The sequence below is a fragment of the Mesobacillus boroniphilus JCM 21738 genome (genome assembly GCF_000517385.1).
GTDB classification, from domain to species: domain Bacteria; phylum Bacillota; class Bacilli; order Bacillales; family Cytobacillaceae; genus Mesobacillus; species Mesobacillus boroniphilus.
In genome coordinates this window covers 1-21,409 of record NZ_BAUW01000048.1, presented here as the reverse complement: position 1 = coordinate 21,409, position 21,409 = coordinate 1, and the positions used below count along the sequence as shown (strand labels likewise).

19 protein-coding genes, 6 pseudogenes and 1 riboswitch are annotated in these 21,409 nt (G+C 47.3%); of the genes and pseudogenes, 2 read left to right on the top strand and 23 right to left on the bottom strand.

Annotated features, from left to right (window positions below; genetic code table 11):
* Positions 1–33: 33 nt before the first annotated feature.
* The 9 genes and pseudogenes from pcrB to JCM21738_RS13485 all read right to left on the bottom strand — a co-directional run bounded on the left by pcrB (position 34) and on the right by JCM21738_RS13485 (position 6,471).
* The gene (gene pcrB / locus JCM21738_RS13515; protein WP_023626231.1) at positions 34–720 is read right to left on the bottom strand and encodes a heptaprenylglyceryl phosphate synthase; all 687 of its coding nucleotides are present in this window, start codon (positions 718–720) and stop codon (positions 34–36) included.
* A 119-nt stretch (positions 721–839) separates the two neighbouring features.
* Positions 840–1,046 carry a hypothetical protein gene (locus JCM21738_RS13510; RefSeq protein WP_023626232.1) on the bottom strand — a complete coding sequence of 69 codons (207 nt, stop codon included), beginning with the start codon at positions 1,044–1,046 and terminating at the stop codon, positions 840–842.
* Positions 1,040–1,312, bottom strand: a complete 273-nt coding sequence (locus JCM21738_RS26770) for a sodium:solute symporter family transporter (RefSeq protein ID WP_052019714.1) — start codon at positions 1,310–1,312, stop codon at positions 1,040–1,042. Before JCM21738_RS26770 ends, JCM21738_RS13510 begins: the two co-directional genes overlap by 7 nt.
* On the bottom strand, positions 1,288–1,683 hold the full coding sequence (locus JCM21738_RS26765; protein WP_023626234.1) for a sodium:solute symporter family transporter: 396 nt from the start codon (positions 1,681–1,683) through the stop codon (positions 1,288–1,290). Before JCM21738_RS26765 ends, JCM21738_RS26770 begins: the two co-directional genes overlap by 25 nt.
* 252 nt (positions 1,684–1,935) lie before the next feature.
* Positions 1,936–2,973, bottom strand: a complete 1,038-nt coding sequence (locus JCM21738_RS13500) for a DUF3231 family protein (RefSeq protein WP_023626235.1) — start codon at positions 2,971–2,973, stop codon at positions 1,936–1,938.
* A 312-nt stretch (positions 2,974–3,285) separates the two neighbouring features.
* A complete protein-coding gene (locus JCM21738_RS13495; RefSeq protein ID WP_023626236.1) occupies positions 3,286–3,600 on the bottom strand; it encodes a YerC/YecD family TrpR-related protein in 315 nt (104 codons plus the stop codon).
* Positions 3,601–3,629: 29 nt separating this feature from the next.
* On the bottom strand, positions 3,630–4,004 hold the full coding sequence (locus JCM21738_RS27400; protein WP_369385742.1) for a DUF3048 C-terminal domain-containing protein: 375 nt from the start codon (positions 4,002–4,004) through the stop codon (positions 3,630–3,632).
* A gap of 144 nt (positions 4,005–4,148) precedes the next feature.
* Positions 4,149–4,528, bottom strand: a pseudogene (locus tag JCM21738_RS27395) (DUF3048 N-terminal domain-containing protein); the annotation flags it as partial.
* Positions 4,529–4,732: 204 nt separating this feature from the next.
* A pseudogene (locus tag JCM21738_RS13485) lies at positions 4,733–6,471 on the bottom strand (adenine deaminase C-terminal domain-containing protein).
* A 151-nt stretch (positions 6,472–6,622) separates the two neighbouring features.
* On the opposite strand from JCM21738_RS13485, the gene JCM21738_RS13480 reads away from it, so the two are divergent.
* Both JCM21738_RS13480 and JCM21738_RS27390 read left to right on the top strand, forming a co-directional pair.
* On the top strand, positions 6,623–6,895 hold the full coding sequence (locus JCM21738_RS13480; RefSeq protein ID WP_023626239.1) for a YgaP family membrane protein: 273 nt from the start codon (positions 6,623–6,625) through the stop codon (positions 6,893–6,895).
* A gap of 124 nt (positions 6,896–7,019) precedes the next feature.
* Complete coding sequence (locus tag JCM21738_RS27390; RefSeq protein ID WP_324782409.1) at positions 7,020–7,133, top strand: EYxxD motif small membrane protein; 114 nt, start codon at positions 7,020–7,022, stop codon at positions 7,131–7,133.
* Here the strand turns inward: JCM21738_RS27390 and purD are convergent.
* The 14 genes and pseudogenes from purD to JCM21738_RS13410 form a co-directional block, all read right to left on the bottom strand.
* On the bottom strand, positions 7,111–8,373 hold the full coding sequence (gene purD, locus JCM21738_RS13475; protein ID WP_023626240.1) for a phosphoribosylamine--glycine ligase: 1,263 nt from the start codon (positions 8,371–8,373) through the stop codon (positions 7,111–7,113). The genes JCM21738_RS27390 and purD overlap by 23 nt on opposite strands.
* A 77-nt stretch (positions 8,374–8,450) precedes the next feature.
* Positions 8,451–9,988 (bottom strand): annotated as a pseudogene (gene purH / locus JCM21738_RS13470) (bifunctional phosphoribosylaminoimidazolecarboxamide formyltransferase/IMP cyclohydrolase).
* Positions 9,967–10,569: a phosphoribosylglycinamide formyltransferase gene (gene purN / locus JCM21738_RS13465; protein WP_023626242.1), complete on the bottom strand. Its 603-nt coding sequence runs from the start codon at positions 10,567–10,569 to the stop codon at positions 9,967–9,969. Before purN ends, purH begins: the two are co-directional and overlap by 22 nt.
* Positions 10,566–11,609, bottom strand: a complete 1,044-nt coding sequence (gene purM, locus JCM21738_RS13460; protein ID WP_023626243.1) for a phosphoribosylformylglycinamidine cyclo-ligase — start codon at positions 11,607–11,609, stop codon at positions 10,566–10,568. The genes purN and purM overlap by 4 nt, the downstream gene beginning before the upstream one ends.
* Positions 11,610–11,726: 117 nt before the next feature.
* Positions 11,727–13,138, bottom strand: a pseudogene (gene purF / locus JCM21738_RS13455) (amidophosphoribosyltransferase).
* A pseudogene (purL, locus tag JCM21738_RS13450) lies at positions 13,123–15,337 on the bottom strand (phosphoribosylformylglycinamidine synthase subunit PurL). Before purL ends, purF begins: the two co-directional pseudogenes overlap by 16 nt.
* On the bottom strand, positions 15,321–16,007 hold the full coding sequence (purQ, locus tag JCM21738_RS13445; RefSeq protein WP_023626246.1) for a phosphoribosylformylglycinamidine synthase subunit PurQ: 687 nt from the start codon (positions 16,005–16,007) through the stop codon (positions 15,321–15,323). The pseudogene purL and the gene purQ overlap by 17 nt, the downstream one beginning before the upstream one ends.
* Positions 16,004–16,258 (bottom strand): phosphoribosylformylglycinamidine synthase subunit PurS, encoded by a 255-nt coding sequence (gene purS / locus JCM21738_RS13440; protein ID WP_023626247.1) that lies wholly within the window; start codon positions 16,256–16,258, stop codon positions 16,004–16,006. Before purS ends, purQ begins: the two co-directional genes overlap by 4 nt.
* A complete protein-coding gene (gene purC, locus JCM21738_RS13435) occupies positions 16,251–16,970 on the bottom strand; it encodes a phosphoribosylaminoimidazolesuccinocarboxamide synthase (protein WP_031308153.1) in 720 nt (239 codons plus the stop codon). The genes purS and purC overlap by 8 nt, the downstream gene beginning before the upstream one ends.
* 82 nt (positions 16,971–17,052) lie before the next feature.
* Positions 17,053–18,346, bottom strand: a pseudogene (purB, locus tag JCM21738_RS13430) (adenylosuccinate lyase).
* Complete coding sequence (gene purK / locus JCM21738_RS13425) at positions 18,343–19,503, bottom strand: 5-(carboxyamino)imidazole ribonucleotide synthase (protein WP_023626250.1); 1,161 nt, start codon at positions 19,501–19,503, stop codon at positions 18,343–18,345. The pseudogene purB and the gene purK overlap by 4 nt, the downstream one beginning before the upstream one ends.
* Positions 19,490–19,972: a 5-(carboxyamino)imidazole ribonucleotide mutase gene (purE, locus tag JCM21738_RS13420; protein WP_023626251.1), complete on the bottom strand. Its 483-nt coding sequence runs from the start codon at positions 19,970–19,972 to the stop codon at positions 19,490–19,492. Before purE ends, purK begins: the two co-directional genes overlap by 14 nt.
* A 133-nt stretch (positions 19,973–20,105) precedes the next feature.
* A riboswitch (purine riboswitch) is annotated at positions 20,106–20,206 on the bottom strand.
* 114 nt (positions 20,207–20,320) lie between these two features.
* Positions 20,321–20,527: an NETI motif-containing protein gene (locus JCM21738_RS13415; protein WP_023626252.1), complete on the bottom strand. Its 207-nt coding sequence runs from the start codon at positions 20,525–20,527 to the stop codon at positions 20,321–20,323.
* Positions 20,524–21,066 (bottom strand): DUF2179 domain-containing protein, encoded by a 543-nt coding sequence (locus JCM21738_RS13410; RefSeq protein ID WP_023626253.1) that lies wholly within the window; start codon positions 21,064–21,066, stop codon positions 20,524–20,526. The genes JCM21738_RS13415 and JCM21738_RS13410 overlap by 4 nt, the downstream gene beginning before the upstream one ends.
* Between the last annotated feature and the right edge of the window lie 343 nt (positions 21,067–21,409).

Here is a 21,409-nt window from a genome sequence, read left to right as displayed (position 1 = left end):
CAAAACAATGTAACAAACAACTTGTCTACTATCTTATTTTTTCGCTGCAGCTACGGTTTTCAATGCCTCATCAAGGTTGCTGTACACGACATTCCCAACCACGATGACATCGGCATGCCCGGCCATTTCTTCAGCCTGCTGTGCTGTTTCGATTCCGCCTCCGTAAAATAGGGCGGAGTTGTCAAGAACGTCTTTGGCTGCTTCCACATACTGAGGATTGCCGTATGTTCCGCTGTATTCCAAATAAAAAATCGGCAAGCTGAACATTTTTTCCGCCATCATCGCGTATGCCCGTACATCATCGATTGAAAGATCCGTCTTCGCATCAGTCAGCTTTGCCGCCTTGCAATCAGGATTCAAAATGCAATAGCCTTCCATTTTCAGCTCGTCCCAATCCATCAGGTCGCCGTATTCCTTGACCGCTTCATGGTGCAGGCCAGTGATCCACCGTGGATTCCCACTGTTCAATACCGTCGGGATAAAATAAAAATCAAATCCCGGCGTGATCGAGTCAATCGTCGAAACCTCGAGAATGCATGGAACCGTGTAGCGGCGGACCCGGGACATCAAATCAAGGACCCCTTCAAGAGTGACTCCATCCGTCCCTCCCACCATGATCGCGTCGGTTCCAGACTCGCAAATTCTATCTAATTCTTCATCAGTTATCTCTTTATTTGGATCGAGTTTGAACACATGTCTCCACTCGCGAACATCGTACATCCCTGAATTGCCCCCATTCTATCTATCCATTCCACCATTATAGCATTTGTTGTGTATATATAAAAAAGGAAACATATGAAAAAAGCGTCCCGAATGTTGGAACGCTTTATGATGAAAAATTATAAATCCCGGTGCTCGTATTGCTCGGTGAATAACCTTGAAAAAATATAGAAACTGATTCCGCTCACAATCAGTGCCATATAAATAGGATCGAGCTCAAAGAAGCTTATGATCTCCTTTTCGCCAAGATAGACTGCCAAGCTTCCAAGGAACAAGGATGCCAGGCTGCCTGCCGGGGAGGCTTGTTCCCAGATGTGTCCTAGCACGTAAGGTATGAATGCACCGCCTGCTCTAATCCGCCGCCAGCCTGGAGAGTAAACGGAATGATCAGCGCCATCCCGACGATATTGAAAATCCACTGGACCACATCTGTGTAAACAACACTGTACATCCCGCCCATCACGCTGTATAACGTAACAACAACCGTAACGATGATGACTGACATTGTGTAGCTCCAGCCAGTCATGACCGATAGAATTGTCGCCGAGGCGATGAACTGTACTGCCGTCAGCCCGACCATCGGAAGCAGCATGATAATCGGCGTGACCAGTGAATTGGCTTCACCATCTCGTCTGCGGAATACTCCGGAACCGTTTTTACCGCCGCTTCCCGCAGCATCGGCGCCAGGAACGCCAGAACGATGAACGCAATCGCCATCGTAATGACATACCAGACGGCTGACAGCCCCCACTCCCCATACGCCTTTTCAACCACACCAAGAGAAGAACCGCCTCCGACCTCCGTCGCGGCAAGACTTCCTGCGAGCAGCCACGGTCCCATCTTCCGGCCAGCGACCAGGAAATCCTCATTATCATTGATTTTTTTCGAAGATATGTACCCAATCATCACCATAATGCCTAAATAAATAATAACTATCGCAATGACCGTCAAACTTGCCCCCATCAACTCACTCCAAATCTTATATTTTACCTACCCCCTACCCGTAAAAGTTAGCTAGTAACCAAGTTTATTGGCGATTTCTCGATTTTATTGGCGAACTGGAAAATTACAGAGATTTTTTCCAATTTTTATACCGGACTATGAGTCCTAGCCGCCGAAAGTCTTTTACTGTCCGAGCACTTAATGACTTCAATTGTAATCAAAATTAAATGTCCTCATAATGCAAAAAAGCCTGCAACCGCAGGCTTTCATTCCCTATTCTGACGCGAGTTTATTCCTGTCTGCAGCATGTGGCGGCTGTTCCAACCACCCATGCTCAATCAAGATCTCCGCGGCATCCTCCGCGTACAAAGCTACATTCATAAGAGCTTTCCCATATAGCAGCCCGATGTCCTTCCGTCCATTGACCGCCATTGAATTCCCCAGCGACCTAACCTTCATCGCGATCATGTCCGCTTTATGGCTCAGCATCAGTTTATCGGAAAAAGGTGGAGTCGTAGAATCGGTGACTAAATGATCCAATAATGCCGGGGACGGCAGATTTTCCTTATGAAGCTTTGTTTTGAACTGCTCCACCGTTTTATCAGTCAAATTAATTCCCTTTATGAAAAAGTCACGCACCTGCTGTGTTCTCGCCACCTGGCTGAACCCGATCAGCAAAGCTTTACTGGTTACATTATTCTCAACATTGTCGTACAAATGGCTCACTTCCAAGGCATGAAGCGGCCGGAGATTGTGACTAAAGCCATCCAGGTAGCTCTTTCTTTCGGCGAAATCAATTTTTTCCGGTGTCGGAAGGACAGGCGGTTTGATGATAAAACCTTTGGCCATCAACAGGCCGTTAATTTGCCCGAGAAGCTCAGTCGTTACCATCCCACACTGGATAAAAAAGTCCCTGATATCGAGCCTCATCACCAGTGGAAGGGCGATCGCGTAAATGCTCAATCCAGCTTTTGCCGCATATTTCAAGTAATGGACATAGAACTCATCTTCAAATAAACGCGGCGCTTCTGAGTGAAAGTCCTTCTCCGTATAGCCCATGGGTAAAGGGAAGTTTTCCTTCTCCAAAAACTCTTTTATTTTCCCCATAAAATCCTCTGTAAGATTCAGGGCATTCTCAAGCAGTGTCTTGATATCCTCATCTTCCACATGCTGAAGGAAATGCTTGATGATCACATTTGACAGGCTATTCCCCACATAAGTCGCCCAAAGCTTCCCCATTTCCACACTGGTGAACTTTTCCGTGGGCTTCACTTTACTTGTATCGAACTGAATCGGCTTTAAATGTTTCATGATTAACCCCTTACCCGTATTTTTAGTTAGTTTTTTGCTTGAGTTGCTGATTTTATTAGAGCATATTTGTCTTATACGAGTTGTTGCGTTCGCCGAATACTCTTTTTAAAACAAAAAATCCATTTTTTATAGCGATAATCACTTTTTATAGCGAATTTTTCGTTTTTATAGCGAAATGGTAATTTCCTGCGATTTTTTCCAATTTCACAGCAATAAAAAATACCACAGAATAAAGACTGTGGCAGTGACAAATTTTATACTCCCTCTTTAAAAAAAGAACGGAACCACACCCGGTTCCGCCCTCATCAATAACTATTTCGCTTTTTCAGCGTTTTCCTGTTCTTTCAAACGTTCCAGCGCCATCTCGTAAGCGTCATTTCCATAGTTCAGGCATCGTTTGACACGGGAAATGGTTGCCGTGCTCGCGCCTGTTTCGGTTTCGATTTTATGATAGGTCTTGCCCTCACGAAGCATGCGGGCAACTTCAAGGCGTTGTGCCAGCGACTGGATTTCGTTCACTGTCGCCAGGTCGTCGAAGAAACGATATGCTTCGTCGAGATCTTTCAGCGATAAGATCGCCTTGAATAATTGATCAAGTTCTTTTCCTCTTAATTTATCAATTTGCATATAGTCTACCCCTTAATTCACTCAGAATTTTATTGTTGAGAGTCGAATGAGACATCGCTGATTGAAGGGACAATGTTGATCCAAGTTTTCCCGGGAACGAAACCAGCTTTTACCGCATCCTTATAAGGGACGATCCTGCCAGCTTCATTTTTCCATTGTATCTCATTCACTTTTCCTTTTTGGAATAGATATCCCTTGCCGCCAGATTCCATATCAATCACTCTGCGGCCGACATCATCCACGATGCGGTGGTCCATTTGCACGACAAGGATATTGTCGAGCAGAACAGGATCCTTCGTTTCCAGATCAACACTTTCGTCACTGCCGTTAAAACGGTGGTACTTCTGTTGTTTGGCGTCGTACTCATAGATTGCATCGAATGACGGTGAACCGTACTTCACCATAAATTCTTCTGCTGGAGCACCTTCCAGGCCTTCAGCTTCCTCACTGCTCAAGAATACGGCAGAAGCCGGCGCTTCATCAAGTGCGTAGCCTCTCGTTTCCGCTCCCTTCACAATATTCTTATAGGTGATATAAGAATTATGAGGGGCCATCCGGAAATCTGCCCGTTTGAACAATGTGCCGTCATATTGCATTCCATTGATGTTATCAATCGATCCGCGTTCGAGCATATCCTTCGCTTCAGGCTGTAGCCATGGGCGATGAAAAAGCTGTCATACCCCGATGCCAGGTCGATAAAGTACTCCCTCGCACTTCGGACCGGCCCTATATTCTCAGGCTGTTCGCTTTGAAAAATCGCAATGAATCTTGTCACATCTCCTTCAGCAAGGACCTCTTGGACGATGTCAGCTTTGTGAAGACCCGATTGAGGACGCGCCTGTGGATGGTTATTGACCACCACGGCCACCGCCCGGTCAGAACTCTCCTCAGCAGTCCCCACCCCGGTCAACGGGAATTGATATGGCATTTCCTCCGGTGCGGCAACCTCTTCTACTTCAATCTCTTTTTCTTTATGTTCTGTAGCTTCTTTTTTCTCTGTCTCTTTACTGCTGCATCCGGCGGTAAGCACCATCGCGGCCGCCAGCACAGCGATCCATTTTTTTCTCATTTTCGCCACCCCTTGATCTCCAAGTTCGATCATGCTGTCTATCTCTAGATGCACTGTTATATTTTAACGCATTATCGTTGGAAAGAGTACCGTTTTTTTCATCACATCATAGATGCCCTCTTGTGTGATGCGGATATAAGGCAAATGCGTTGAACTGAAGAATAATAGTGAATAAATCGGATCAGCGAATTTATAGCCTTTTTCCTTTAAATATTCAAGCAGCTTCTTCTCCTCGGCCATCAGCTCTGTCACCGGATGGCTGGACATGATGCCCTGCAGCCTCAACGGAATCTTCTTGACAGGCACACCATTTTCACAGGCGACAATCCCCCCGCCAAGCTCCTTCATCCTGTTAAAAGCAGCAATCATATCCTGCTTGCTTTTACCGATCAGAATGATGTCTCCGGTATTGGAAAACGAGCTTGCCAGTCCCTGCAAATTCGTCGCAAAGCCCTTCAGCATTGTATTAATGCGCCATTTACCATGACGGTCAATTAGCATGAAAAAGCACTCATCATGCTTTGAAGACAATTCCTCAGCGGACACATCAATTGAAATCGAGTACGGTTTCGTAATGACCGAATTCTCCATCTTAATTCCAAAAGGCATCGAGAATTGCATATCATCCATCGTCAGGTCCCAGTCCAGTTTAAGCGGATCGAAGCCCATTTCGGACCAGTCCATTTCCTTCGCTGCATCGATTGCTTCTCCATTACGCTTCACCCACTGGCCTTTTGCCAGCACTGACACAGGTGTCGGAATCATTTCATCACTCAAAAAGTTTATGTTCGCAATCCTGCCTGTCGCGATGTTGCCGTGAAGGTACTCGAAATTATAGTAGCGTGCCACGTTGATTGTTGCCATATTATAGCATCGATGACTGGTACGCCTTTCTCAATTGCGATGCGGATTAATTCATCGATTACGCCATTTTCATAAAAAGCAGTGGAAGCCCCATCTGTCGTCATCATGAAACGGTCATACACCGCAATATCCAGGTCATGGATTTCATCGAGCAGCTTCGGAAGATCTGGCCTGATTGATGAATGCCGGAGCGACACCATATAGCCTTGCATCAGCCTTCTGCGGACTTCCTCGCCAGTCATCGCCTCATGGTCACAGTCCGCGCCAAACAGCATCATTTTCGCGAGCGTCCTTTCCGATGCCCCAGGGAAATGCCCCTCAATTTTCTTATGATGACGCTTCGTTTCCTGCATCCAGTGAAGAATCATGTCATCGCCGTCCATCAGTTTCGGCCAGCATGTCAGTTCTCCGCCCTGGACGACATTTTCATGCTCTAGCCAGGCCCTGACATTACTGTTGGAGAAGACCTCGTCCTCATGCTGGATTTCGGTCTGCGCGTCAAAACGGCACCACCAGTACATCGTTACCGGGTTGTCGTTCAGTTCATTGATAAAAGAAAACGCTTTCTTTTTTCCCAATTGTAAAGCGAGCACCATATTGTCATTAATAAGCGTCGTCGTCCCAGTCTGTGATGCATAGGCAGCGAAAGAATGGGGATTATAAAGTTGAAATGGATGGGCATGAGGTTCAATATAGCCCGGCACCAGCTTCATCCCGGTGCAATCCACTATTTCACATTGCTTTGTATTTTCAGGCAGGTTTTCACCAACATACACAATCCTGTCATTGTAAATCCAAATGTTCGCAGTCATCCACTTGCAGAATGTCTGGTTCAAATATGTCGCATTCTTCAATAAGACCGTCGGTGAAAGGGTGCCGTCCAAAACAGCAGCATGGTCGCGCAATTGTTTGTTTTTCCATCGATAACGTTGTTCCATACCATGTTCCCCTTTTCTCTATGTTAAAAAATTTAAGTTCAATACAAAAAGAAAGCCCTTACATTATTGTACTATCGTAACATATTTCACTGTTTAACGCATTAAAGAATTTCAAATTAACTGTAAAAATGGAGTAAAGGAGCGATGAGATATGAATGTACGACCGAATATCGGGATCATCAACGCACTCGTCAGGATTACAGCAGGACTGACAATCCTGGCTTGGTCGACATCGAAAATGGTGAAACGGCCGTGGAAGGATTCCTATATCTTCATAGCGATGATGGGTGCAATGAAGGTCGGAGAAGGGATTGTCCGCTATTGCCCGTTGACTGCTGCCTATGAAAAAGGCCAGGATATGATGGAACAGCAGAATGCCGAAGATGGGGATTCTGAAGGATGGATTCCTTATAACCCAAGTTAACTTGAAAAGCGCAAGCGCCTTAGTCAACCCTAAAAGCGGAGCCTAGACAATTCTGTGGAGTTTTTTTGAAAATAAAAATAAGCCCCCTATTAAACCGGGGGCTTCAATTAAAGGAGATGATTTTATGTTCTGGGAATATATAATGGACGTCAGCTTTGTCTGGATCGCGTTGATTGGGAGCATCATCGCCCTGCTGCTCGTTTATATGAAAGGTTCTAGCAAGAGACGTGCCCGATAGCCTTGCTGCCGATATCCCTGCGGTAGAAGGTTTCCGGGCAGTCCAGTTTTTCAAGCTCAGCGTACACTTTTTGCTGTGCTTCTTTTAACGATGCCGCTTTTGCACCGACAAGCAGCACCCTGCCGCCGTTTGTCACGAACTCGCCATCGCTGTTTTTCGCCGTTCCCGCATGAAAAACTTGCGATATGTTCTCGATGCCCCTCAACACAGCACCTTTTTCATATTCCTCAGGATAACCTTTGGCCGCGATGACAACGCCGACCATCGCTTCTTCATGCCATTCAACCTCAGGCTTTTTGCCTTCAAGCAGTTCGAGAATGATCTCAACCAAATCTGATTTCATCCGCGGTAAAATTACCTGAGTTTCCGGATCTCCGAATCGCGCGTTAAATTCAATTACTTTTGGCCCTTCCGAGGTCTCTATAAGACCGGCATACAGGATTCCTGTAAAGCTCCGCCCCTCCATCTCCATCGCAATCGCCGCCGGTTGAAGGATTTGCTCAACCGCAACTGCGACTGATTCCGCCCGGATTTGCGGTACCGGAGAATAGGCACCCATCCCGCCGGTGTTCTGACCCTGATCGCCATCGAATACCCGCTTATGGTCCTGGGCAATTTCCAATGGAATGACGGTTTCACCGTTCACGAATGCCATCAGCGAAAACTCTTCCCCTGTTAAAAATTCCTCGATGACCACGCTTGCCGATGCATCACCAAATTTTCCATCAAGCATCATTTCCTGCAAGGCATTTTCCGCTTCCTCCATGGTCATTGCGACGACGACACCTTTGCCAGCCGCAAGTCCATCTGCCTTGATGACAATCGGGGCACTGGCCTTTGCTAGATAGTCCCTTGCATCAGCATAATTAGTGAATGTTTCGTACGCGGCAGTCGGGATGCCGTACTTTTTCATCAGGTCCTTCGCGAACGATTTGCTTCCTTCAATGATCGCTGCCGCTTTACGCGGACCGAATACCTTAAGCCCTTCCTTAATAAAACGGTCAGCCAATCCTGCCTGCAAAGGAACCTCGGGCCCGATGATCGTCAGGCCGATTTGGTTTTCCTTCGCGAATGCAATCAGCTGTTCAGTACCATTTTCATTTATGGCGATTACTTTCGCGCAATCTTCGATCCCTGGATTGCCTGGAGCCACAAAAACATCCGTAACAAGTGGACTTTCGCTGACCTTCCGGCAAATCGCATGCTCCCGGCCCCCTCTGCCAACCACAAGAACCTTCATAAACTCCACCTCCGTTGTATTCAGGACTGCTTTTAACTTAACGCTTGATTCCAAACAAATCTGCGTTTTGCCAGCCATTAATGTCTAAAATGCCTAACGCCTGTAAATACCATCGCAATGCCATATTCATCCGCTTTTTTGATTGAATCTGCATCTCGGACGGATCCGCCGGGCTGGATGATGGCCGTGATACCTGCTTTTGCTGCAGCTTCGACGGTGTCGTCCATCGGGAAGAATGCGTCAGATGCGAGCGCAGCTCCATCCGCTTTCGCGCCAGCCTGTTCCAGCGCAATCCTGGCCGCTCCTACTCGGTTCATCTGGCCTGCGCCGATTCCTAAGGTCATATCCTTATTCGCCACGACAATCGCGTTCGATTTAACATGCTTAACAACCTTCCAGCCAAGCTTCAAGGCTTCCCATTCTGCCTCCGTTGGTTCACGCTTTGTCGGCACAGAAATTTCGGCATCTTCAAATCCATATATATCCTGTTCCTGGACAAGCAATCCACCCTCAATCGAGGAAAGTGTGTTTTCCTTTGAAGCTTCACTCTCAAATGAGACCTTCAGCAAACGGAGATTCTTTTTCGCCGTTAAAATTTCCAGAGCTTTATCACTAAAAGAAGGGGCAATGATGATTTCAAGGAAGATTTCATAGAGCTTGCGTGCAGTCTCGCCATCAACCTCACGATTCAAGCAATGATTCCGCCGAAAATTGAAACCGGATCCGCTTCGAACACCTTACCGAAAGCATCAAAAATATCCTTACCTGCACCAACTCCGCACGGGTTCATATGCTTAACCGCAACCGCTGCCGGTTCAGTGAATTCTTTTACAATCTGCAAGGCAGCATTGGCATCATTGATGTTGTTATAAGAAAGCTCTTTTCCGTGAAGTTGTTCCGCAGCGGCAACTGAAAAGGCTGAACCATGCGGCTTCTGATAAAAAGCAGCTTTTTGATGCGGATTTTCACCGTAGCGCAAGCTTTGCTTCAGCTCGTAGGTCACTGTCATTTTTTCAGGCTGTTCCTCGCCAGCAAGGTTGGTCATGTATTCTGCAATCAGCGCATCATACGAAGCTGTGTGGCGGAACACCTTCGCAGCAAGAAGACGGCGGGTTTCCAGAGTGGTTCCATTTTGATTCTTATACTCTTCAATCACCTGCTGATAATCAGCTGGGTCAACAAGCACGGTTATGTATTGGTGATTTTTCGCTGACGCGCGCAGCATCGCCGGACCGCCGATGTCGATATTCTCAATCGCATCCTCCGCTGTCACACCAGGCTTTGAAATTGTTTCTTTAAAAGGATACAAGTTGACGCAGACAAGCTCGATTTGCTCGATTTCATTTTCAGCCAGCTGAGCCTGATGTGAAGGATCATCGTACTTCGCAAGCAAGCCACCGTGAATTTTAGGATGGAGCGTCTTCACTCGGCCTTCAAGGATTTCCGGAAAACCAGTGACATCGCTGATCCCGATGACAGGAACGCCACCTTCCTTGAGCGCATTTTTTGTACCGCCAGTCGAGACGATTTCAAATCCAAGCTCGGCAAGCTCCTTTGCAAACTCTACAATTCCATCTTTATTCGAAACACTGATCAGTGCACGCTTTTTTCCCATTGTACTGCCTCCTCTTCTCCGTTCAACAGCTCCTCCAGAATTTCTGGATACAAGCTATGTTCAATCCGCTGTATTTTCTTCTGAAGTGTCTCCCTTGTTTCACCTGCTTCAACTTTTACTGAAGCGCTCGCAATGATCGGTCCGGTATCCATTCCTTCGTCAACGTAATGGATTGTCACTCCTGTAGTCTCAACTCCGGCTGCAAGCGCCCGGCCGATCGCATCCTTCCCAGGGAACGCTGGCAAAAGTGACGGATGGATGTTCACGATTTTTCCTTCATATGCTTCAAGCAATATCGGTCCGATGAGGCGCATATAGCCTGCAAGGACAATCATTTCGACATCAAGACTGGTTAGTTTTTGCAAAATTTCCGCCTCGTATGCAGCCTTGGATGGATAACTCTTCGGACTGATGACCAGAGCTGGAATCCCAAGCATTTCGGCGCGATCAATCGCAAAAGCACCCGGCTTATCGCAAACAAGCAGGCTGATTTCAGCATTCAGGATGCCAGACTGTGCCGCCACGGCAATCGCCTGAAAATTGCTCCCGCTCCCCGACGCAAATACAGCTATTTTTTTCATAGCTCTTCACCAGCCATTTTCATCTGTATTCCTTCCTTGCCAGTAATTGTGCCGATTACGGCAGCCCGCTCTCCGTTCTGGTTAAAAAACGCCACAACTTCATGAGCAATTCCTGCACCAACTGCCACTACCATGCCAATGCCCATATTGAAGATATTGTACATATCCTGTCGTTCAATTTCACCAAGAGATTCAATTGTCTTGAATACCTGCGGGATTTCCCAGCTGCCCTCTTCGATTTTTGCGCCCAGTCCTTCCGGCAGCATACGCGGAATGTTTTCGATGAAGCCGCCGCCTGTAATATGGGCCAGTCCTTTAAGCTCAAACTGCTTCCTTGCGGCAAGCACCGGTTTTACATAAATACGGGTTGGTTTGAGCAGTTCTTCGCCAAGCGTACAGTCAAACTCTTCTACGCAACGGTCAAGCTCCCAGCCAGCCTGCTCGAAAAACACCTTGCGCACAAGCGAGTAGCCATTGCTGTGGATGCCGCTTGATGCAAGTCCGATCAGCACATCGCCCTCTTTGATTTTCTGCCCTGTGATGATATCTGCCTTTTCACAGGCACCAACCGAGAAGCCAGCCAAATCGTATTCTTCCGGAGAGTACATCCCTGGCATTTCCGCGGTTTCCCCGCCGACCAGCGCACAGCCAGCCTGCTCGCAGCCGTCGGCAATCCCCCTGACAATCGCTTCTATTTTTTCCGGCTCTGCTTTTCCGCAGGCGATATAGTCAAGGAAATATAATGGTTCCGCTCCCTGGACAACGATGTCGTTCACGCACATCGCGACCGCATCTATCCCGATTGTATCATGCCGGTCCAACATGAATGCCAGCATCAGCTTCGTGCCAACACCATCCGTGCCTGAAACGAGCACCGGCTCCTTAAGTCCAAGGCTGGAAAGGTCGAACATTCCGCCGAATCCGCCTAATGCCCCCATCACACCAGGCCTTACCGTCCGCTTCACATGCTTTTTGATTCGTTCGACCGCCTCGTATCCGGCCTCAATATCCACACCAGCCTGCTTATACGCGTTTGCCATGTTCACTACCTCCGATTTGGCTGTTTTTTCATTTAAGTCTCTTTTCGTAGAAGCCTCATTTAGGCATAAGGTGACCTTTAACTGCCATCCCGCTTCATTACGGGCACATTAATTACTTTAGCACTTCTGCCCAGCAGGCACGGCCTGCGGATAAATCTCCGTCGGGTACTTCCCGGTAAAGCAAGCGAGGCACTGACCTCGTGTTTCGCCAGGTTCATTGTGTCCGATTGCCTCAAGCATGCCCTCGACACTCAAAAACGTCAGTGAGTCTGCACCGATCAATTCGCGGATCTCTTCAACTGAGTGCTCAGAAGCAATTAACTCTTCGCGGGTAGATGTATCGATTCCGTAGAAGCATGGGTTCTGGATCGGCGGCGAGCTGATGACGACGTGGACCTCGGTCGCGCCCGCTTCCTTCAGCATCTTCACAATCCGGCGGCTGGTCGTGCCGCGCACGATAGAGTCGTCCACCATAATGACACGCTTGCCTTCGACAATCCCGCGCACCGGTGAAAGCTTCATTTTCACGCCCTGCTCTCTCAGTGACTGAGATGGCTGGATGAAGGTTCGGCCGACATAACGGTTCTTGATCAAGCCCATTTCGTAAGGAATGCCCGATTCCTCTGCATAACCAATTGCCGCAGAGATACTTGAATCAGGTACACCGGTAACAACATCAGCTTGAATCGGAACTTCCTTCGCCAGCTGCTTGCCAAGACTTTTGCGGGCGGCATGAACGTTGATGCCATGGATGTTGCTGTCTGGTCTTGAAAAATAGATATATTCCATCGTACAAATCGCCGTGCCCGAGCTCATCGAATACATCTCAGAGTGTAAACCGTGTCCATTGATCATCAACATTTCTCCAGGAAGGATGTCCCTGACAAACTCCGCACCGACAATATCGAACGCGCAAGTCTCTGAAGCTACCACATATGCATCGCCAAGACGGCCCAGTGAAAGTGGACGCAATCCATGTGGGTCGAGCGCTATCAGCATCTCCGTTTCGGTCATGATTAAAAATGCGTAAGCCCCCTTCAGCATCGGAAGTGCATTTTTGACACGATCCTTCAGCTGGTTGAAGCCGCCGCGCTTGATTAAGTGCGCAAGTACCTCTGTATCAGAACTCGTCTGGAAGATGCTGCCCTGTGCCTCAAGCTGGTTCCTTAAAGCATTTGCATTCACTAAATTGCCGTTATGAGCAAGAGCGAGTCCTCCGCTTTGCGATTGAAACAGAAGCGGCTGTACATTCTCGTAGCCGCCGCCTCCTGCAGTCGCATAGCGAACATGCCCGATTGCGCCAACACCCTGTAGGTCTTCTATTGCATCAGCCGTAAAAATTTCGGTCACAAGGCCTTCGCCTTTCCTGCCTTAAGTTCCTTGCCATCGCTCACAACAATGCCGGTGCCTTCCTGGCCGCGATGCTGGAGGCTGTGAAGGCCATAATACGTGATTTGCGCTGCTTCGGGATGTCCCCAGATACCAAATACGCCGCATTCCTCATTCAAGCCTTTTAATTCAGCAAGCATGGGATGGCTCCTTTCCAGGCCTTTTTCAGCCCCTCTGCGTCTTGATTGATCACGTTCTCGCCATTTACATCTATTTTTAACGCAGGTGCTTCGACCACTTTACCGATCAACACCGCGTCTGTTAAACTCTCAAAATCAATTTGATTCTCTGGTTTTACCGATAAAATAAAGCGAGATTGCGATTCGCTGAACAAAGCCGATACAGCATTCCCTTCCAGGGTAACCTCAGCTCCCAAACCTTTGCTGCCGATCACAGATTCAGCAAGCGCAACCGCCACACCGCCCTCGGCGACATCATGCGCTGATGCAACAAGCCCGTTTTTAATCGCTGTTAAAATCTGTGCTTGATAGCCGGCTTCCACTTCTAGATTAAGCACAGGTGCCTTGCCAAAAATCCGGCCATACATAAGCTTCTGAAGCTCGCTGCCGCCGAACTCATCCTTCGTATCACCTAACAGATAAATCAAGTCGCCGGCATTTTTAAAATGCTGCGTCGTTACGTGCTTAAGATTTTCAACCAGGCCGACCATACCGACAACCGGTGTTGGATAGACAGCTGTTCCATTCGTTTCGTTATACAGCTGACGTTTCCGCCTATAACAGGTGTCCCTAGCATCCGGCACGCTTCACTCATGCCATCGACCGCTTTTTCAAACTGCCAGAAAATCTCCGGCTTCTCCGGATTGCCAAAGTTCAGGCAGTCCGTGATTGCCAGCGGCTCGCCGCCAGAGCAGATGATATTGCGCGCAGCCTCGGCAACGGCAATCTTCCCGCCGGTTTCCGGATCAAGGTAGATATAGCGCGAGTTGCAATCCGTCGTCATCGCCAACCCTTTTTCTGTGCCGCGAACTCTTACTACCGCTGCATCAGATCCAGGAGATACAACCGTGCTTGTGCGCACCATATGGTCATATTGGTCATAGACCCACTCTTTGCTTGCAATCGTTGGCTGCTGAAGCAATGCCAACAAAGTAGTTTCATAGTCTTCAACTTCCGGAATCACATTGTCCATCTCCTGGAATTCACGGAAATAAGCTGGTTCGCTCGAAGGCTTGTAGTAGACTGGCGCTTCTTCAGCCAGCGCATCGGCTGGAACCTCAGCAACCACTTCCCCTTTATGTAAAAGACGAAGCATCTTATCGTCCGTTACTTTTCCAATCGCAACCGCTTCAAGTTCATATTTGGAAAAAAGATCGATGATTTCCTGCTCACGTCCTTTTTCCACGACAATCAGCATCCGCTCCTGGGACTCTGAAAGCATCATTTCATAAGCAGTCATTCCAGTTTCACGCTGCGGCACTAGGTCAATGTTCATCTCGATTCCTGAACCAGCCTTGCTCGCCATCTCTGCAGATGAACTGGTCAAACCAGCCGCACCCATGTCCTGGATGCCAACAAGCGCATCATTTTTCACAAGCTCCAAACACGCTTCCAAAAGCAATTTTTCCATAAATGGATCACCAACCTGGACGGCTGGACGCTTATCCTCAGAGGAATCACTCAGTTCTTCAGAAGCGAAGGTAGCTCCGTGGATTCCATCACGGCCCGTCTTTGCGCCAACGTACATAACTGTATTGCCGACACCATGCGCCTGGCCCTTTTTGATATCCTCGTGGTTAATCAGTCCGACACACATTGCGTTCACAAGCGGATTGCCCTCATAAGCAGCATCAAACTGGACCTCACCGCCAACCGTTGGGATACCGATGCAGTTTCCGTAGCCTGCGATTCCGGCAACAACCTGTTCAAACAAATATTTCACCCTTGGCGACTCAAGCTCGCCGAAGCGGAGAGAATTCAATAATGCAATTGGCCTTGCTCCCATCGAAAAACGTCACGGATAATTCCGCCGACACCCGTAGCCGCGCCTTGATATGGTTCGATCGCCGAAGGATGGTTATGGCTCTCAATCTTGAAAACAACCGCCTGGCCATCACCAATATCCACGATTCCCGCACCTTCGCCCGGCCCCTGCAACACTCGCTCCCCAGTGACAGGGAACTTTTTCAGCACCGGCTTCGAGTTCTTGTAACTACAGTGCTCGGACCACATGACGGAGAACAAGCCTGTTTCCGTGTAGTTCGGCACCCGTCCAAGAATCTTCTCGGCAGAAGCAAACTCGCTGTCTGACATTCCCATTTCCCGATAAATCTTTTCCTGTTTAATTTGCTCTGGACTTGGTTCAAGCATTAACCGCATTTGCTTCCCTCCATTGTTTGACGATCGATTTAAAAAGCTTCAAGCCGTCCGCGCCGCCAAGCAGCTCATCGACTGCACGTTCTGGGTGCGGCATCATTCCGAGAACGTTGCCGCGTTGATTGATGATCCCTGCGATATTTTCAAGGCTTCCATTCGGATTCTCGCCATTGTATGTGAACACGATTTGATTATTTGCCTTCAAACGGGAAAGCGTTTTTTCATCGCAATAATAGTTGCCTTCCCCATGCGCAACCGGAATCGTAATGACCTCGCCTTTTTCATAACAAGCAGAAAATATTGTTTCGTTGTTCTCCACCTTCAATTCAACCTGCTTGCAGATGAACTTCAGGCTGTCATTGCGGCGCATCGCCCCTGGAAGGAGTCCTGCCTCAAGCAAAATCTGAAATCCATTGCAGACTCCAAGCACAGGCTTGCCAGCTTCTGCTGCTTTGACGACTTCCTTCATGACATTGCTGAACTGGGCAATTGCTCCAGAACGCAAGTAATCTCCATAAGAAAATCCGCCTGGCAACAATACAGCGTCATAGTCTCCTAGACTTTCAGCATCATGCCACACATACTCTGCCTCTTCGCCAAGCTCATCTTTTACAGCATGGTACATGTCAATGTCACAGTTCGAACCCGGAAAAACAATCACCGCAAACTTCACTGTGCAACAACCTCCTCGACTTCGTACCTGTAGTCCTCAATCACCGGATTCGCCAGCAGGCGCTCGCACATTTCTTTCACAGCAGCTTCGACATCCTTCACCGACTCATCCAAAGTCAGCTCCATATACTTTCCGATGCGGACCTCCTGGATGCCTTCGTAACCATGTGTCGCAAGCGCATTTTTCACAGCCGTTCCCTGCGGATCCAAAACACTTTCCCTTAAAGTGACATACACCTTTACTTTATACATGCAATTGTCCTCCCAATCTCGTCAAAATGGTTTCGTAAGCATCTGTCAGATTCCCTAAATCACGGCGGAATACATCCTTATCAAGTTTCTGCTGTGTTTCGATGTCCCAGAGGCGGCATGTATCAGGTGAAATCTCATCCGCCAGCAGGATATTGCCGTCAGCATCCTTGCCGAACTCAAGCTTGAAATCTATTAAAGTGACACCAATTTCTGTGAAAAATCCACTCAGAATATCATTGATTTTTAAAGCAGCTGCCTTCAGTTCTGCCACTTCATCAGCCGATGCAAGATCCAGCACATCAACATGCTCATCCGTTATCAGTGGATCTCCCAGCGAGTCATCCTTCAGGTAGAACTCAACGATAGATTTTGAAAGCTTTTTGCCTTCTTCAACTCCAAGGCGCTTTGAAAAACTGCCGGCAGCGAAATTCCTTACTACCACCTCAAGGGGGATAATTGAAACCCGCTTCACCAGCTGCTCACTCGCAGAAATTTTTTCGATAAAGTGCGATTGGATCCCCACTTTTCGAAGCTTCAAGAATAGTAAACTCGTAATCTCATTATTCAGCCTGCCCTTGCCGACAACCTCCGCCTTTTTCTCGCCGTTGTTTGCTGTCGCCGAATCCTTGTATTGAACCCTTACAACACTCTCATTACCTGTCGCGTAAATACGCTTCGCTTTGCCTTCGTACAACAGTGCCTGCTCTTCCATTTCAACGCCTCCGAATGAGATAATTGGCAATCTTCAGTCTCTTATAGATAAAAGAAGAGCAAGAAAACCTTGCCCGCCTGTATTAAAGCCCCAGTCTTTCAAAAATCATATCCACATGTTTGATATGGTAGTTGTAATCAAAGCAATCATCGATTTCCGATTCACACAAGAGTCCGGCGATTTTCTCGTCATTTTCGATCAGACTGCGGAATTGCACCTGCTTCTCCCAAGCTTCCATCGCTCTTGGCTGAACTGTATCGTAAGCTTCCTCACGGGACATGCCCTTGTCGATCAAAGCAAGCAGCACGCGCTGGGAGTAAATCAAGCCAAGCGTCCGGTCCATATTGCGCTTCATGTTTTCTGGATATACCGTCAAGTTCTTCACGATATTGCCGAAACGGTTCAGCATATAATTCAATGCAATCGTCGCGTCTGGTAAAATAATTCTCTCTGCAGATGAGTGTGAAATATCACGCTCATGCCATAGCGGTACATTTTCATATGCCGTCGTCATGTAACCGCGGATAACCCTCGCCATTCCGGTCATGTTTTCAGAGCCAATCGGGTTGCGCTTATGCGGCATTGCCGAAGAGCCTTTTTGTCCCTTTGCAAAAAAACTCTTCTACTTCACGGGTTTCACTTTTTTGCAAACCGCGAATCTCAACTGCAAACTTCTCAATGGAAGTGGCAATTAAAGCAAGCGTAGACATATAGAATGCATGGCGGTCACGCTGCAAGGTCTGCGTCGAAATCGGTGCCGGCTGGAGACCTAATTTTTCACAGACATATGATTCAACGAATGGATCGATATTTGCGTACGTTCCAACTGCACCTGAAATCTTGCCGAACTCCACATCACGAGACGCCATTTTGAAACGATCAAGATTTCGCTTCATTTCCTCGAGCCATAGCCCTAGCTTTAAGCCAAAAGTAGTCGGCTCAGCATGCACTCCGTGAGTCCGTCCCATCATGACTGTGTACTTATGCTCTTTTGCTTTATTAGACAGGATCTCAACAAAGTTCTCAAGATCCTTCAGCAAAATTGCATTCGCCTGCTTAAGCACATAGGATAGCGCCGTATCAACAACGTCCGTCGAAGTCAGGCCGTAATGGACCCATTTGCGCTCTTCTCCAAGTGTTTCAGACACCGCTCTTGTAAATGCGACCACATCATGGCGCGTCTCTTCTTCGATTTCCTTGATTCGGTCAATATCGAAAGATGCATTTTCACGCAGTTTCTTTACGTCTTCCTTAGGAATCTCCCCAAGCTCAGCCCATGCTTCACAAGCAAGAATTTCAACCTCAAGCCAGGCCTTAAAGCGGTTCTCCTCCGTCCAGATTGCTCCCATTTCCGGTCTTGTATAACGATCTATCATCTTTTTTGTCCTCCGATCATTTCTGCTGCGCCTTCCCAGATGCCGCTTCTCTCAGCTTCATCAAGCGCGATTTCTACTGTGTCTCGCAAAAGGGTCACATGCCCCATTTTACGTTTATATTTTGCTTGGTTTTTGCCGTATAGATGGATTTTCCAATCCTGCAAATCTCCGATTTTATCCAGCAATGGCTTCTGGTGTTCGCCAAGGATGTTTACCATCACAGCCGGCTTCAGCAAGTTCGTGCTTCCCAATGGCCAGCCGCAAACTGCCCTGATATGCTGCTCGAACTGCGATGTCTCACAGGCTTCAATACTGTAATGCCCCGAGTTATGCGGCCTCGGTGCCAGTTCATTTATGTAAAGCTCATCATTTTCAGCTAAAAACATCTCAACTGCCAGCGTTCCAACCAATCCTAATGCCGCCGCAATTTGTTTCGCTGCCTCTATAGCCTTTACTTCCGCCTTCATGCTGATTCTCGCCGGAACAATTGTCTGATGTAAAATGTTGTCTTTGTGAACATTTTCCGCCACCGGGAATACGCTCGTTTCACCATTTGTTCCGCGTGTGATGATCACGGAAATTTCTCTTTCAAACTGAATCCACTTTTCCAGCACACACGCACCCTGGCTGACTAAAGTTTCTGATAAATCGATATCATCAATAGACCTAAGAACCAGCTGACCCTTGCCATCATAACCGCCCCTGGCTGTTTTTAGGACAGCAGGCAATCCCAGCTCTTCAATTCCTGCCCTGACATCCTCCACCTTTGTCACAACTGTGTATGGAGCCACCTGAACACCCGCTGCTTCGATGTTGCGCTTCTCTTCTATCCTGTCCTGAGTGACCCGCAGCAGTTCCGTGCCCTGCGGCACATAGGCGTTTTCATCCAGCCATTCAAGGCCGATTGCATCTATATTCTCAAACTCATAAGTGATCACATCACTCTGTTCTGATAGCTGCTTTATTTTATCCAGGTCATCGTAATCGCCGACAATCTGCTCGTCAGCCACCTGGCCGCATGGGCAGTCTTCGGTCGGGTCAAGCACGACCACCCTGAAACCCATCGCTTTAGCCGAGAGCGCCATCATCTTGCCAAGCTGCCCGCCGCCGATGATCCCGATTGTCTCTCCTGGTAAAATCACTTTAGACAAGCTCATCACTGCTTTCCATAACCGACATTTTTGTTTCTTCTCTCATCCTCTCAAGCCTCTCTGCCACACCGCTGTCAAAGGCACCCAGGATTTGCGCCGCCAGCAGCCCTGCATTCGTTGCGCCCGCTTTTCCGATTGCCACCGTCGCAACCGGCACTCCGCCAGGCATCTGGACAATCGATAACAGTGAATCCAGTCCATTAAGCGCCTTTGATTGGACTGGCACTCCAATGACCGGCAGAGTTGTCTTCGCAGCTACCATCCCGGGCAGATGCGCCGCCCCACCCGCTCCAGCTATAATGACTTTGATTCCTTCGTCCCTGGCGTTCTCGGCAAATTCAAACATCATCTCTGGTGTACGATGGGCTGAAACCACCTTTTTTATAAAAGAAACTTCCAGCTGATCAAGAATGTCGCACGCATGCTTCATCGTTTCCCAATCAGATTTGCTCCCCATAATGACTGCAACCGTCATACATCTTACCCCCTTTGGAGTTAAAAAACAAAAAAACCCGATAGACTTCTTCCTCTTAATAGAAGAGAAAGTAGTCCATCCGGGTGCGCAAGCAAAGAAATCCATAAGTGAATACGATTTCTTTTCCCTTCACTTAAAAACTACTTTCCCTCATAGTCCGGAAATTTACGGTTACCGGGTAGAAACTCATGGGCATATCCCCATTATTATACGAGAGAAAAACTAAATTTCACTTTCAACAACTACATATTAACAACCATTTCAACAAGTTGTCAATTAATAATCGAACATTAATGAATTTTTATATTTGAATTGTTCGTATTTAGGGCTTTAAACTACTAACGTAAATTAACCTTCGATTGGCTTCGCTTCAAAAATAATCTGTCTGCCGGCAGGCTCATATTCAACTGTCCCATTCTTTTCTACTTCCTTGAAAATCGGCTTCTCCATCCTGCGGACAGGAGCGAAGCCATCTTTCTTCATTCTATTAAGACATTCATCGATTGATTCATGTTCGCCGACTTCATACATTTGCTTCTTTTTACCCTTACTCATGAAAACAGCTTTCCTTTCCGTACTGATTTTACCCAGAAACCGCCATGAATCGATTTCGGTTCATACGCAATGATAAACGCTTTCGGATCCAGTTCCTTAATCTTCTCATACAGCTTCAATTCATATTTTCGCGGTGTTAAAATCTGCATCGCCATCCGGTCGCCCTCAAGTCCATGCGCAGCCCAATCTGTCACACCGTAACCGAGTGCTCGCAAAGCCTTCGGCAGATCCACATCATACTCTTTCGTAATCACATTGATCGTAATATAGCCAAGCGCCAGTTTCTCCTCGATTTTCATCCCGACAATAACCCCGATACCATAACCCACCGCATAGGCAATCAAATTCTGTATCTCATTCAAATTCTCAAGAACCAAACCAAGACCGACAACATAAATCACCACTTCAATCGTACTAAGGCCTGCAGCAAGATATCGCTGCCCTTTTAAAGTCAGGATCATCCTGATCGTAAAAAACGACACGTAAACAATATTGATGATTAGGATGATGGCTACCATGACATAACTATTCTCCAGCATTAAAAACCCTCCAAACATCTCTGCTAATAAGCCTTTATGTTCGCACTAAAAAATCTTGTTGTAAAGCAAGTTGCAAAATAATTAACGAAAAAGACATCTTATTTTAAGGTTTCCTCAAGCACAGTATTTGAAACTCTTTATAAAATTGTTTTTCTCATTGAACAAAATTAAATTTAAATGGAATAACGATTTGGTAATCCATATTAATGAAAAGTAAGACTCCATTGTACAAGTTTGTTTGAGTTCAGGAGAAAAAAATGACGTGTTTCTCTAGCTGGAATCGTTTATTCTCCAGTAAAAACACACAAAAAAGAACAGCTGATAACAGCTGTTCTTTTTTTGT

Excerpts from the sequence above, each read along its gene's own strand:
- pcrB (WP_023626231.1), bottom strand. The coding sequence starts at position 720 with ATGTACGATGTTCGCGAGTGGAGACATGTGTTCAAACTCGATCCAAAT.
- JCM21738_RS26770 (WP_052019714.1), bottom strand. The coding sequence starts at position 1,312 with ATGCTGCTTCCGATGGTCGGGCTGACGGCAGTACAGTTCATCGCCTCG.
- JCM21738_RS26765 (WP_023626234.1), bottom strand. The coding sequence starts at position 1,683 with ATGGGGGCAAGTTTGACGGTCATTGCGATAGTTATTATTTATTTAGGC.
- JCM21738_RS13500 (WP_023626235.1), bottom strand. The coding sequence starts at position 2,973 with ATGAAACATTTAAAGCCGATTCAGTTCGATACAAGTAAAGTGAAGCCC.
- JCM21738_RS13495 (WP_023626236.1), bottom strand. The coding sequence starts at position 3,600 with ATGCAAATTGATAAATTAAGAGGAAAAGAACTTGATCAATTATTCAAG.
- JCM21738_RS27400 (WP_369385742.1), bottom strand. The coding sequence starts at position 4,004 with ATGGTGAAGTACGGTTCACCGTCATTCGATGCAATCTATGAGTACGAC.
- JCM21738_RS13480 (WP_023626239.1), top strand. The coding sequence starts at position 6,623 with ATGAATGTACGACCGAATATCGGGATCATCAACGCACTCGTCAGGATT.
- JCM21738_RS27390 (WP_324782409.1), top strand. The coding sequence starts at position 7,020 with ATGTTCTGGGAATATATAATGGACGTCAGCTTTGTCTGGATCGCGTTG.
- purD (WP_023626240.1), bottom strand. The coding sequence starts at position 8,373 with ATGAAGGTTCTTGTGGTTGGCAGAGGGGGCCGGGAGCATGCGATTTGC.
- purN (WP_023626242.1), bottom strand. The coding sequence starts at position 10,569 with ATGAAAAAAATAGCTGTATTTGCGTCGGGGAGCGGGAGCAATTTTCAG.
- purM (WP_023626243.1), bottom strand. The coding sequence starts at position 11,609 with ATGGCAAACGCGTATAAGCAGGCTGGTGTGGATATTGAGGCCGGATAC.
- purS (WP_023626247.1), bottom strand. The coding sequence starts at position 16,258 with ATGTATAAAGTAAAGGTGTATGTCACTTTAAGGGAAAGTGTTTTGGAT.
- purC (WP_031308153.1), bottom strand. The coding sequence starts at position 16,970 with ATGGAAGAGCAGGCACTGTTGTACGAAGGCAAAGCGAAGCGTATTTAC.
- purK (WP_023626250.1), bottom strand. The coding sequence starts at position 19,503 with ATGAGCTTGTCTAAAGTGATTTTACCAGGAGAGACAATCGGGATCATC.
- purE (WP_023626251.1), bottom strand. The coding sequence starts at position 19,972 with ATGACGGTTGCAGTCATTATGGGGAGCAAATCTGATTGGGAAACGATG.
- JCM21738_RS13415 (WP_023626252.1), bottom strand. The coding sequence starts at position 20,527 with ATGAGTAAGGGTAAAAAGAAGCAAATGTATGAAGTCGGCGAACATGAA.
- JCM21738_RS13410 (WP_023626253.1), bottom strand. The coding sequence starts at position 21,066 with ATGCTGGAGAATAGTTATGTCATGGTAGCCATCATCCTAATCATCAAT.